Origin of the sequence: Microtetraspora niveoalba, assembly GCF_001570405.1 — a bacterium.
GTDB classification, from domain to species: Bacteria; Actinomycetota; Actinomycetes; order Streptosporangiales; family Streptosporangiaceae; genus Microtetraspora; species Microtetraspora niveoalba.
The window spans coordinates 79,631-92,395 of the sequence record NZ_BBYM01000016.1 but is presented as its reverse complement, the minus strand read 5'-3'; the positions used below and the strand labels follow the sequence as shown (position 1 = coordinate 92,395).

Sequence of the window (12,765 nt, the reverse complement as noted above, 5' to 3'; positions counted from 1 at the left end):
TTGCACTCGGAACGGCCTGAGCAGGCACAGCCATTCCTGAACCCGTTATCGTCAACCCCTTCGCCCCCTACGCGACTGGGTCTCAAAGCCAGATGCGGATCGACGCGACATCGATGGTGCCCTCGTCGCGGTCGCCTTGGGGGTCGGAATCCGAATGAGCATCGCTTACTCATGACCGTCGGCCCGCGCTCCGAGACGCTGTCGCCACACGGAGACCAGGAATGGCCCTCGTCCGAGTGGCGAAGGCCTCGTTCGCCAGGGAGTCGATGACAATGATCTGGAAGAGAGCCGCAGCGCTGACCGCGGCACTGGTGGCAGCACTGGGGAGTTCGCCACTGCCCGCGCACGCCGATCCGGCGGGTGTCTTCAGGACCCTGAACTGGGAAGTCGCCGCCGACCGGACCATGCCGGTGGCGGCTCCCCCCAACTTCCTCAAGCAGTGGGTGGCGGACCACGGCGCCGCCGCCGTGACCAGCCCCGTGCGGGATGGCTCCTACGCGGCGCGGTTCCAGCTCAACCGCGGCGACCCCATCCAGTCCGGCAGCAAGCGCGCCGAGATCAGCCAGCGCGACGAGCAGCCCCTCAACGCCGAGCGGTGGTACGGCTTCAGCGTCAACCTGCCCACGAGCTGGGTCCCCGACGTGTCCGCGGAGATCGTGAGCCAGTGGCACCAGTGCGATGACTGCGGGGGTGGTTCACCGCCGCTGGCGCTGCTGACGGACGAGGGACGCTGGAAGATCGACTTCCGCGGGGACATCATCGACCTGGGCCCCTACGCCACGGGCACGTGGACCGACTGGGTCTTCCATGTCAAGTGGCGTACCGACAGCCAGGGAATGTTCGAAGTGTGGCGCAACGGACAGCCTGTCCTGCAGCGAACCGGCGCCACGCACGCGGGCGGGCCGCGCTCGCCGTACTTCAAGTTCGGCATCTACAAGTGGGACTGGAACGACCCCACGAAGCCGTCCGACACCGACGAGCGGGTCATGTTCTACGACTCGCTGCGGCTGGGTGACCAGCGGGCCACCTACGACGACGTGAAACCCGGCGGCGGATCATCCTGCACGGCCACCGTCCCGGTGGCGTCCGCCTCCGCGACCACCTACGAGGCGATCAACCCGCCGGCGCAGGCGATCGACGGCAACCTGTCCACCCGCTGGTCGGGGCAGGGCTTCGGCGCCTCGCTGATCCTGGACTTGGGGTCGGTACGCCGCGTCTGCGGGACGGGAGTCGCCTGGCACCTGGGCGACCAGCGGTGGAACGATTACACCACCTACACCTCGACGGACGGCGCGGCCTACACCAAGGCATGGGAGGGCCGCAGCTCGGGCACGACGACCGGGTTGGAGCAGGCGCTGTTCACGAACGGCCCGCGCGACGCCCGATACATCAAGATCTCCTTCTGGCAGAACCCCCAAAACGACTGGGCGAGCATCACAGAAGCGGCCGTTCTCGGCTCCTGACACCGGCCCCCTCATCGTCCTGCCGCTCTTGTGCCGCCCTGCCGCGCCGGGTGGCACGAGAGCGGTCCTCCCTCCGACGACCTCCTCACGACAACAGGCGGTTCCCGATGCGACGATGCCGTACCTCGTACCTGATGATCGTGCTGGCCATCGCCGGCGCCTTTTGCGTCACCGGCTTCACCTCCGGTGCCCGTACCCCAGCCACGGCATCGGCCTCGGTCCCGTCGGCGGGGATCGACCCCGTCGACGGCGTCGGCATGATTTATCCCACCAAACCAGGAGGGCAGGTCTGGCACCTGTCGGCGAATCCCTCCGGCGATCCCCGCCTCGGCGGGACACCCATGACGTCCAACCCGGACGGCACATTCACCGTCCGCGATATCAAGACCCGGATCGGAATCTCCACGACGACCTACGATCAGCGCACGCAGGAGGACTTCCTCACCTGGCGCCAGCCCGATCTGCGCTCCCAGGGCTACATGCACGATGCCAACGACTGGCGGGACGTTGAGATCACCGGATATGTCCGCTACGTCAGTGGTAACGACGGAGACGCCTTCACCTGGTACGCACGCGGTGGCCGGCACACCGGCGAGGGCGTGGCCCCGGAGGCTTGCTGGGGCACCGCCTACAAGGGCGACCTGCGCTTCTCCGACGGCGGCGTCAAGTTCGAGAAGGAGATCTACCACGACGGGGGGGCCGGCTACGCGAAGGGCTCCTACCAAGGCGGCGGTGCCACGATCAAGGGCCAGATGGTCGGCTTCAAGATGGTCATGTACAACATCCCGGGCGGCGTGCGGCTGGAGGCATACCTCGACCGGGCGAACAACGGCACGTGGACCCTCGTGTCGACCCGCGACGACACCGGCGGGTGGTCCATCGACACGGCCAATCCCTGCGGTGGCGCCCGCGACGAGAGGGTCACCTGGGGCGGCCCGAAGGCGGCGTTCCGCTGGGACGAGGCCACCAGGGTCGACCTGGCCAAGCTCAGCGTCCGGGAGATCGCCCCGGGCAACCAGGCCGCCTGCCCGGCGAAACTGGCTTCCACCGGTGTGACCGCCAGCACGTGGGAGGACATCAACCCACCCTCGAACGCGACAGATGGCAACCTGGCGACGCGCTGGTCGGGCAGCGGGTCCGGAGCGTACCTGACACTCGACCTGGGTGCGTCGCGGCCAGTGTGCGGGGTGAACGTCGCCTGGTACCAGGGCGACGTGCGGTGGAACGACTACACCGTCTACACCTCGACGGACAACGTGACCTACACCAAGGCGGCGGAGGGCCGCAGCTCGGGTACAACTCTGAACCCGGAGCCGTACCGCTTCTCGCAGCGGCAGGCCAGATACCTCCGCATCGCCTGGTGGGACAACTCCGCGGGCAACGGCTGGGCCAGCATCACCGAGGCCGCCGTGTTCGGCGCGTCCTGACCGGGCCGTTCGGCGCGCCCCTGGCACCACTCGTCAAGCACCGCTGACCCGTCCGGGCCGGACGCTCACCGCCGTCCAACGCCGACAGGAAGATGAAAGATGTTACGCAAGAAACCGCTGCGGGCCGCGCTCGGTGCCCTCCTCCTGCTGTCGACTTTCGCCATCGGGGACACCGCGCGAGCCGACGAAGGTGCCCGCAGCCGAGCCGCCGATGTCTCCTCGACGGTCGTCCCGACTTTTCCCGGATGCACCACGACTCAGCCGGTCTCGGCCGTGACGGCCAGCACCTGGGAGGCGGTGAACCCGCCGCAACAGGCGGTCGACGGCGACATGACCACCCGCTGGTCAGGGCAGGGGCTCGGCGCGAGCCTAGTGCTGGACCTCGGCCAAACGCGCAGCCTGTGCGGGCTGAAGATCGCTTGGCACCGCGGTGACCTGCGGTGGAACGACTTCAACATCTACACCTCGACGGACGGTACGAACTACACCGTGGTCTGGGCCGGCCGCAGTTCGGGGAGCACCGCCGGGTTCGAGAGCTACCCGTACGCCGCGCCGGTGAGCGCCCGCTACGTGCGGATCTCGTTCTGGCAGAGCCGGGAGGGCTCCTGGGGCAGCATTCTGGAGACGGCCGCCCTCGGCCCCGATCCGGGCCAGGGTGGCGATCACGTGGTTGTGGCGGCCGGTGACATCGTCACCGCCTGCGAGGGCAGCGGTTGCCCGCACACGCGCACCTCCGACCGGGTCCTCTCCATCAATCCCGCCGCCGTGCTGGCCCTGGGCGACAACCAGTATGAGAGCGGGGCCTATGCCGAGTTCACCCGCTACTACGCGCCGACGTGGGGCCGTTTCAAGTCGAAGACGAAGCCAACGCCGGGCAACCACGAGTACGCGCTCGGCGACGGCGCTGCGGGCTACCTGGAGTACTTCGGCGGCGCGGCCGCGCCAGCGGGTAAGAGCTGGTACAGCTTCGACCTGGGCGACTGGCACATCGTGTCGCTCAATTCCGAAGTAAGCCGTAACGCAGGCAGCGAGCAGGTCACCTGGCTCCAAAACGACCTCAGCCGGAACACCAGACCCTGCGTGCTGGCCTACTGGCACCGCCCGATGTTCAGTTCCGGCTCCGAGCACGGCGATTTCCCCAATATGAAGCCGTTCTGGGACGCCCTGTACGGCGTCCGCGCGGACCTGGTGCTCAACGGCCACGACCACGACTACGAGCGGTTCGCGAAGCAGACACCGACCGCCGAGGCATCCGCGTCGGGAATCCGGCAGTTCGTCGTCGGCACCGGGGGCTCATCGCTGAAGCCCTTCGGCACGATCCGGGTCAACAGTCAGAAGCGGCTGCTGGCGCACGGAGTTGTCAAGCTCGATCTGGCGGCGACCGGCTACTCGTGGCAGTTCGTGCGGGACGACGGCGAAATCCTCGACAGCGGAGGCCCTGTCCCGTGCAACTGATCCGGATCGACCGCGCCGGTACCGTCACGTGGTGGACTGTCCGCGGCCCAGGCGGGCCCGACGGGAGGTACCGGCCGGGGCAGGCCCAGGGCCTGGGCCAGGTCCTGCCGGCCCCGGATGCCGAGCTTGCCGTAGGCGTGCTGGAGGTGGTTGGCGACGGTCCGCTTGGACAGGCCCAGGTGCGCGGCGATGGCGTCGTTGGTCATGCCACCGGCCGCGAGCTCGCATGTCTCGCGCTCGCGCTGGCTGAGAACCGCCTGGGGCTCGGGCCTCGCTGTCCATGGCGGCCAGTAGCCTTCGCACAACTGAGCCAGTTCCCGGACTCGGATCCGCAAGCGGGCCGCGAGGCGGCGCTCGCGCCGTTCCGCGGCGATCTCGGCCGCGGTCGACACGGCCTGACCGGCCAGGCCGTTGTAGCCGTGCTCCGCCAGAACTTCGGCCACCGCGGCCAGGCCCTCGGCGTCTCCCCCGACGACCGCTTGGGCGTGCCGGTCGAACAGCAGGAACAGTTCGCTGTCGCAGCGGCCGGCGACCTCGTGCAGAGCTTCCGCGACGGAAGGCGAGGGGTGCAGTCGCACGGAGTGGTAAAAGGCCTCGACCGCCTTGGTGAGCCACCCCTCCGATCGGTAGCGTTCGCCCAGCGAGGCTGCGGCTTCGGCGGCCTCCGCCCGCTCCACGCCGGCCAGCGCGTCAATGCGGATCCTCGCCAGAGTCAGATGGTGGTGCAGGTTCGACCTATCGGGAAGCCGACCAGCGATGTCCTCGAGCATCCGGCGGCTCTCGTCGAGCCGGCCCACGGCGGCGAGGCAGGTCGCGTGCTCGGCGAAGACGTAGACCTGGATCGGGAAGGGCACATGGTGATCGAGGAGCGCATGGGCCTCCCGGAAATGGGGCAGCGCTCGGCTCGGCCGTCCCGCCCACACCTCGCAGATGCCCAGTTCGAAGGACAGCAGGGCGGCGCAGGCGCAGTCCTCCTGCTCGATTGCCGCCCGGTAGCCGGAGCGGGCCGTGGCGAAGGCCTCCTCGAGGCGGCCGGCAAGGGCGAGAGCCTGCACGTGGCAGGCTGCCGTGGCGGCCCCCATCGCGCTCCATACCCGCGGTGCGCCCAACCGTCCCGAGGCGTAGTCGTCGGCGACCAGAGCCGGCCGGCCGAGGTAGATGTTCAGGTAGGCGCGGAGTGGCTCGCTGACGCTCGCGATCACACTGTCCCGCACCCCGGCGGGCAGGTGGGTCAAACCAGCCGAGGCGAGGCCGGTCGCACCGGCGCCGAAGGCGGCCAGGGCCAGCTCGGCGACGGCCAGCTCGGCGGCGGCGTCGCTTGTGAGAGGGCCGATGGCACGAGCCGCCCGGAGCACCTCCTCGGCCTCGGCGGGCCGTCGCAGGTTCCAGAACAGGTTGAGCGCGCGCAACGCCGCGACCTGGGCGAGCTCCGACGGCGAACCCGGCCCGCCGTCCATGCGTCCGCTCAGCAGGTCCTCCGCCTCGTCTGCCTTGTTCTGGGCCACCAGAGCCCGCGCCAGCACATCGACGGCGGCGTCGAGGCCCGAGTGGCGCGCCAGCTGCTCGGCCAGGGGAGCGTCGCACCGGGCCAGCGCTTCGGAGGCAGCGTGCACCACTTGCCCGCCGGGCACTGGGTCGCCTGCGGACAGCTGCCACGTCACGGCGCGCAGGCCTATCCCGTCCATCGCTGGGGGAGCCTGCATCACCGCGTGGGCGAGCGCTCGGTAGAGGCTTCGACGGTTGTCCTCGCCGGATCGGGCCCGAACCGCCTCTCCGTACAACGGGTGCCCCATCCGCACCAGCAGCTCGCGGCGGACCCGCTCGACCGTGATGAGCGAGCGCTGTTCGAGTCGCACCAGTACGGACGTGTCGGCGAGCGCCTCGATCACGTCGAGCGGCACCGGCTCGGCATGCGCCACGTACGAAAGCGTGCGGGCCTCGTCATCCGTGAGGCCGCCAAGAAGATCCGCGACCAGGGTGCGCAGCCCGCGTCGGGCAGGCATCTGCCCCCTCCACCGCCATACCTCCCTGACCTGGCGGAGGTTGCCAGAGGCCTGGCATTCCTCCACGAGATGCCGCACGAACAGGGGGTTGCCTCGCGTCACGCGCCACATCCTGTCAACGGTCAGTCCGTCGACCGGCCCGCCCAGTGCCGTGTCGAGGAGGGCACCGATCGTCGTGCGGTCCAGTGTCTCCACCACCGACGCCTGGACGAACGGCCGGCGCAGCAACGCCTTGACAGCAGGCGCGTCCGTGGAGCCTGCCCTGACCGCGGCCAGAACGCGGGCCCCGGCGGTAACGGCCAGATGTTGGACCAAAGCGACGGAAACGTCATCAAGGTGATCCAGGTCGTCGATGGCCACTACACAGGTGCGGCCGCCCGCAGCCTCGCGCAACGCGCCCACGGCGGCGCCGAAAACGTTCGCTGCGTCCCGGTCGTCCTGTTCTGGCAGCAGGGCCGCCATCGTCGCGAAGGGCAGCCCACGCGACGCCTCGGCCCCGGCTGTGACGACGACGTGCATGTCCTCGTCCTGGCAGTACGACACGATCGAGTTCAGCAGGCGGGACTTGCCGACCCCGGCCTCCCCGACGAGCAGTATGCCAGGCTCGCCTTGCCGTCTGAGCTGGGCCACAGCGGTCCGGATCTCGGCCGTCCGCCCGACGAAGGGCCAGGCGGGCCGAAGAATCCGGCTGAAGTCGGCGTCATCCTGCACGTCGCTGTACGGCCGCACAAAACCCTCCCCGCTGTTGGACCTCCAGCCGACCGATCTCTACGCGTTACGAGTATGGGACAAAAGCCATTAATTGAAGTCAAAACGACGAAACTGGACGGCGGTCCGGTCACGGAACTGCCCGGAGAACGATGGGCAGAAGATCTGCTGACAGGGGAACGGGAGGCGATCCAGGGGAAACGGGAGGATGCTCTTAGCCTCGGAGAGGACATGATCGACACTGCCGTCGACCACTCGGTGGACGCCATGGAATGGCCCGTGATCGGCCGGGAGGAAGAGACGCGGCAGATCATCTCGGCGCTGAGGACGCCCTTGGGACCGGGGGTGCTCATCACCGGCGAACCGGGAGTGGGGAAAACCCGCCTCTTGGACCACGTCCTCGACAGGTGCGCGGAAGCGGGCACTTTGATCGTCCGGGGAGCCGCAACCGAGGCCACCAGGAACATCTCAGGGTTGGGGGTCGCCGGCCTTCACATCGTCGGCCGATCCTCCGCCGCCGCTGGCCACGGTCTCTCCGGCCTTTCGCGCGTTCTCGACGAGGCCCGCCGTGGCGCCTCCGACGGGTGCCCCACGGCGGGGCGAATCCTGCTCTGCATCGACGACATCGAGCACATCGACGCGGCCTCGGCAGCCGTTGTGGGCGACCTCGTCAGGACCACGCGCGTCACGCTGCTTCTCACCGCGCGCGCCGGATCGCGCCTCGACGGGCGGCTCGCCCACATGTACGGCGAGGCCCCACTGATGGTGCTGCGCCTGGCGAACCTTTCCCGCGCGGTGGTTCTCCGTCTGCTCACCCGCGTCCTGGGAGGGCCGGTCGACGGGCTCACCGCAGACGTGCTCTGGCGAATCAGCCGGGGCAACCCGTTGCTGCTGCGGCGTGTCGTCGGCATCGGCCTCGATACCGGCGACCTCTCTCCGGAGCGCGGCGTCTGGTCCTGGCGAGAGGCTCCCGGCAAGCCCCCCCGCCTGCACGGTCTGGTCGCCGCCGACCTCGCCACGCTCTCCGCTGCAGAGTCGGAGGCACTGGAGTACGTTGCCCTGACAGGCCTCATCCCCCGGGTGACGGCCGAACACCTGGCCGGATCATCCACTATCAGCGAGCTGGTGGACCGCGCCGTCGTCGCCATCACCTCTCGTGCGGGAGCGGACGCGGTCGTCATGTCCCATGCGCTTCAGCGTGAGGCCCTGATGGCCCGGCTGGGCCTTCTGCGCCGCCGGCAGAGGTACCGGCAGCTGGTGGCCGCCGCCGCCGAGACCGGCGTTCCCGACCGCGACGACCCGGCAACCGTGCTGTGGCGGCTGGAAGCCGGCCTGGACGTACCCGTGTCACAGGCGGTCGTCGCCAGCCGGCTCGCCCTCGCCTCGGGAGACCCCGTGCTCGCCGAAAATCTTGCCCAGCATGTCCACGGCTCACCCGGGTCAGCCCTCAGGGGCCAGGCCCTGATCGCACAGGGCCGGGCGGCGGAGGCCGAGCGTCTGCTGGCGGACCACGGCGGAGACGGTGCGGAGACGGTCGCGCTGCGCTCGCTGAACCTGTTCTGGGGACTTAACCGGCCCGCGGAGGCACAGGAGGAGATGGCCCGCGCACTCCCATCTGACGCGGCCCGGTCCGCCGACCTCGGCGTGGCCGAGCTCGGGCTGGCGCTGTTCACCAGAACAGCCCCGCTCACCGGTGGCGCTCAGGCCCGCGAAAGCGTGCCGTTCGCCGAGACGACCCAGCGCCCGGCCATGAACCAGGGCCCCCTGAACCCGCTGGTCGCCGATGCCGCCACGGTATTAAGGGCCTACCAACTCACCTTCCGCGGCAGGCCGGCCCAGGCGGCCGAGGACTTCGACCGCGGGTCGCTGCAGCTGCCCGCCCGGTGGCCGGCCATGCGGGGGTCGGCCGCGGCCTGTCATGTCAACGCGCTCATACTCGCGGGGAAGCTGCGCCAGGCGTTCTCCCTCGTCGAGATCTACTACGAGGAGGCCATACAGCGTGCGGAGCCGTCCGAAGTCGCGATTGCAGGGCAAATGCGCGGTCATTGCTGGATGTGGGAGGGGCGGCCCAGTAGAGCGCTCGCCCCTCTCCGCGAAGCGCGGGCCCTGGTCGACGAGCACACGCCGTTTCCGCTGCGGGTCTTCATCGGTTGCGAGTACGCCGTATGCCTGGCCGCCCTCGGCCGCCCACGGGAGGCGTTTGAGGAGCTCGGCCAGATCCGCGCTCTCATCCCCAGGAGTCTCAGCCTGCACGAAAGGCTGGAGTTCAGCCGGATCCGGTTGCTCGCCTACTCCGGCAGGCCGGCCCACGCCGCCGAGCTGGCCAACCGGCTCGCCGACCTCTATCTACGCGAGTCGCGGCTCACAACCGGCGTCGAGTGCGCCTACTACCATGTCCGGCTCCGTCCCTCGCACAGGGCGGCCGCCCGCCTTCGCGAGGCCGCAGAGGCGTGCGACAGCCCGCTCTTCGCGCTGTTCGCTGCGCACGGTGATGCGCTGGTCGCGCGGAATGGCCCTGTGCTGCGCGAGCTCGCCGAGGGGTTCGCCGAACTCGGCTACGCGGGGCTGGCTCTCGAGGCCGCCCAAGCGATGCCGGGGGGCGGCCACGCAGCGAGGCGCTACCTGAACGATCTCGCCGACCGCTGCGACGGCTACCGTCCCCCCTGGCTGCCGCCCATCTCCGCGCCGCTGCCGTCCTCCTCAGGGAATCTCCCGTCTCTGACCAGCCGGGAACGAGAGATGTGCGAGCTGGCGGCGGCGGGGCTCAGCAACTCCGCCATCGCCGCCAATCTCGGCATTTCGGTTCGTACAGTGACCAACCTTCTGGGCAGGGCTTATCACAAGCTTGGCATCCACGACCGACGGCAGCTCGCCGACGCGCTTTTGCTGTCACCGTGAGCGGCGCCGTAGCGAGGTTGACAACCCCGTGAGCAGCGCGTGGAAGCAGCCGACGCCGAACGCAAATGCGGACACCGCGACGCGCTCGTCGGCCCGGGAGCAATCTGCGTGATCGCCTGGTTCTTGCGCGCTGCACGAAGATGCCCGCCCCGAGCCGGTGCTGGCCGCCTGGGGCATCACCACCGAGGGCAAGACGCTCTTCGTTGGTCTGCCATCGCCGGATCGAAGTCCACCGATGCCTGGAACGACTTCCTGACCGGCCTGGTGATGCGCGTGCTCGCCTCGCCGCTGCTGGTCGTCTCCGATGGCGCACCCGGTCTCGTCGGAGCGGTCGAGCAGTCTTCCCGCGCGCCCCTGCGCCGGAGGTTTCTGAATCGCCGCGCTCGTAACGTGCTGCCGAAGGTGAGCGCCAGCGACCAGGCCTCAGTGAAGGTCGCCTACTGGCAGATCTTGCGACACCGGCGAGGTCGCGAGGTCGGCGAGGAAATCGAACCTGGTCAGAAGCCGCTGGAGCCGGTGCAGCGGCGGATCGACGCCTTCGCCCAGGCACGGGGTTACCAGTACCCGGTTGCGGTCAGGAGCCTGCTCGCTGACCGTGCCGCGCTGACGAGCTACCTGCGTTGCGCAAGCCGTTCGTGACGGCCTCATCGCGGTGCTGACGCAGCTGCCGCCCCGCAAGGGGTCCAGATTCGAGTGGGGACCAGCCCGCGCGAGAGGCTAGCCCACTAGGGGAGCTCACCGAATGGCGGCCCCGGCGTCGCCGGAGCCGCCACAGGGTCGGGCCGCCGTTGGCGCTTGCGTCACGGTCGGCAGCCGATTTCGTCAGACCACGCGGTAGGTGAGGACGAGGCTCATTCCGGTGGGGATGGCGGCGCAGTATACGTCGGTGGTCTGGCGGTTGATGTTGTAGCAGGAGTCGACCCAGTCGTCGTCATCCGTGACCCAGCCGGTAGGCAGGTTGGCGACGATCTGGTCGGCGACCTGGACATACTGGCCGTTGCCGCTCACGACGAGCACGCCATCCACGATGGCGCGGACCAGCCCGGACAGGTTGGCGTTGTCGTCGTGCTCCATGAAGATCACATCCACGGAGGTCCAGCTGAAGTTGGACCAGTCGATCAGGGTCTGACCCGGGGAGTAGACGGTGCCCTCCTCCTGGATGTACGGCATCTCCACCTGGTCGACGCGGGCCTTACCGTCGAGCCCCGCGCCCGCGACCCAGGCGTAGATCTCCGGCCCGCCTTTGTACCACGGCTCGTGGTCGTTCCGGTTTACGATGCGGAAGATCTGGGACACCGGCCGCGACGCCAGGACGTTCGTCTGCTGGGGCTCGCTAGCGGCCGACCGGTCGGTCCCGCCGATGCCAGCCTCGGTCAGGTACTTCCGGATGGTCTGCTGCGCCAGCTCTGCGGACTTGTGCTCGTCGAGGCCGACGATCAGCACCGGGCGCTTGGGCATCTTGAAAGCATCGAGCTCTTGACTGAGGCCGTTGCCGTCGAAGGCGACGACGGTGCGGATCGTCTTCTCGTCACCCGAGGGGGTGGCCATCACCAGAGTCCCGCCCGCCGAGATGCGCTTGACCAGCTGCGGGTCGATCCGGATCTGCAGCAGCGATCCCTCGGCTTGCATGCCCTTGAGCTTGAGGATCTCGCTGTTGGCATTGCGGGCGTACGCGGCCAGGTCCTGCGTGTTCGGTACCGAGCCGAGCAGCGCCGCCAGGTCGGCCTCGCCATCGTCTGCCAGCTCGCGCCTGAGCGCGTCCCGGAACTGCCGCTCGCTCAGTTGGCGGGCGACCCCCTCGGCGAGGTGGCGCTTGTAGCCGTCGATCGCGGCAGCCCGGGCGTCGGCGGCGGAGGCGCCCGTGACTTGCTGGGACGGGGGCGGTGAGGCCAGCGCGGCGGGTGAGTGTGAAAGGGTGGCGGCCAGGAGGAGTGCGGCACATGCCGCGATTTTCTTCACGTGAACCTTCCTCACATGTTGGGGAACGATCATCCGAGCAGGCCATGTGGACCAGAGGGTCGCGTGCCGCTGGTGTCTGTCGTCGACCAGCGTCGTCGAACGCCGGGCTGCGGTCATGAGTAGGCGATACTCATCCGGATTGCGGTCGTGCCGTCGGCCGCGGCCCGCCAGGGGGAGGCGGTCTCCGGATAGGCGAGGTCGACCAGCACATACAGGCGGGAGCGGGCGGCCTGCACCTTGCGCAGGGCGCCGGCACCCGCGTGCGCGAGCACCCCGCGCAGCTACAGCCTGCCCGGCGGGGTGAGGGCGGACGGGCCGTCCCCGACTCTCCGGCGGGCAGCTCGCCTGTCAACGAGCGAAGACAACGCCCCAACGTGCGCGAGATATCCCTTGAGGATGGCTTGAAGGTCTCTTGAGCGACCGCTGAGCAGGGGGCAAGCACGGTCCAAGCGGGGGATGCGACAACTGTTTCGTCATCCACGCAGCGACAGATGAGGATGGACATGAACAGCTCCCTCCCGACCATCCCGAGATCCTCGCTGACGGCTTCGCTTGCGCCATCCGGACCTGAGCAGTTCCGGAAGGAGCAACCTCGCAAGAGGTAGTTCGACGACCTGAGTCGGGGGCGGCAGGCGCCGAGTACGGTGGCCCAGGCCCGGTTCATCCTGTCGGCCAGTTCGCTGATCTCGGCCAGCCCGGCGGCCATGGCCGGGGCGGCGGCGGGGACGTCCCCCGCGAGTAGGCGCTCGCCTCAGGTGACGAAGACGAGCCATGATCTGCGGGAGTTTGGCTGGACCGCCGGGCGTTCCGCCAAGTAGCCCCGAGCAGGGCTTTGGCAGGCCCGGCCACACT

General features: G+C 69.2%; 8 protein-coding genes. 5 read left to right on the top strand and 3 right to left on the bottom strand.

The window, feature by feature from the left end:
* Positions 1-272: 272 nt before the first annotated feature.
* The 3 genes from AWQ70_RS16165 to AWQ70_RS16155 all read left to right on the top strand — a co-directional run bounded on the left by AWQ70_RS16165 (position 273) and on the right by AWQ70_RS16155 (position 4,345).
* Positions 273-1,463 (top strand): heparin lyase I family protein, encoded by a 1,191-nt coding sequence (locus tag AWQ70_RS16165; protein WP_169808677.1) that lies wholly within the window; start codon positions 273-275, stop codon positions 1,461-1,463.
* A 107-nt stretch (positions 1,464-1,570) separates the two neighbouring features.
* Positions 1,571-2,890: a discoidin domain-containing protein gene (locus AWQ70_RS16160; protein ID WP_157530099.1), complete on the top strand. Its 1,320-nt coding sequence runs from the start codon at positions 1,571-1,573 to the stop codon at positions 2,888-2,890.
* A gap of 99 nt (positions 2,891-2,989) precedes the next feature.
* Positions 2,990-4,345 (top strand): discoidin domain-containing protein, encoded by a 1,356-nt coding sequence (locus tag AWQ70_RS16155; RefSeq protein ID WP_067176602.1) that lies wholly within the window; start codon positions 2,990-2,992, stop codon positions 4,343-4,345.
* Here AWQ70_RS16155 and AWQ70_RS16150 read toward each other — a convergent pair.
* Positions 4,276-7,077, bottom strand: a complete 2,802-nt coding sequence (locus AWQ70_RS16150; protein ID WP_067176599.1) for a LuxR C-terminal-related transcriptional regulator — start codon at positions 7,075-7,077, stop codon at positions 4,276-4,278. The genes AWQ70_RS16155 and AWQ70_RS16150 overlap by 70 nt on opposite strands.
* A 210-nt stretch (positions 7,078-7,287) precedes the next feature.
* Between AWQ70_RS16150 and AWQ70_RS16145 the strand changes: the two genes are divergently transcribed.
* The gene (locus AWQ70_RS16145) at positions 7,288-9,954 is read left to right on the top strand and encodes a LuxR family transcriptional regulator (RefSeq protein WP_067176595.1); all 2,667 of its coding nucleotides are present in this window, start codon (positions 7,288-7,290) and stop codon (positions 9,952-9,954) included.
* A 39-nt stretch (positions 9,955-9,993) separates the two neighbouring features.
* Complete coding sequence (locus AWQ70_RS38925) at positions 9,994-10,593, top strand: transposase (protein ID WP_157530098.1); 600 nt, start codon at positions 9,994-9,996, stop codon at positions 10,591-10,593.
* 183 nt (positions 10,594-10,776) lie between these two features.
* Here AWQ70_RS38925 and AWQ70_RS16135 read toward each other — a convergent pair whose 3' ends face one another.
* Positions 10,777-11,913: a DUF3103 family protein gene (locus tag AWQ70_RS16135; protein WP_067176589.1), complete on the bottom strand. Its 1,137-nt coding sequence runs from the start codon at positions 11,911-11,913 to the stop codon at positions 10,777-10,779.
* Positions 11,914-12,026: 113 nt separating this feature from the next.
* Positions 12,027-12,185 carry a hypothetical protein gene (locus AWQ70_RS38920; RefSeq protein ID WP_157530097.1) on the bottom strand — a complete coding sequence of 53 codons (159 nt, stop codon included), beginning with the start codon at positions 12,183-12,185 and terminating at the stop codon, positions 12,027-12,029.
* Positions 12,186-12,765 lie beyond the last annotated feature (580 nt).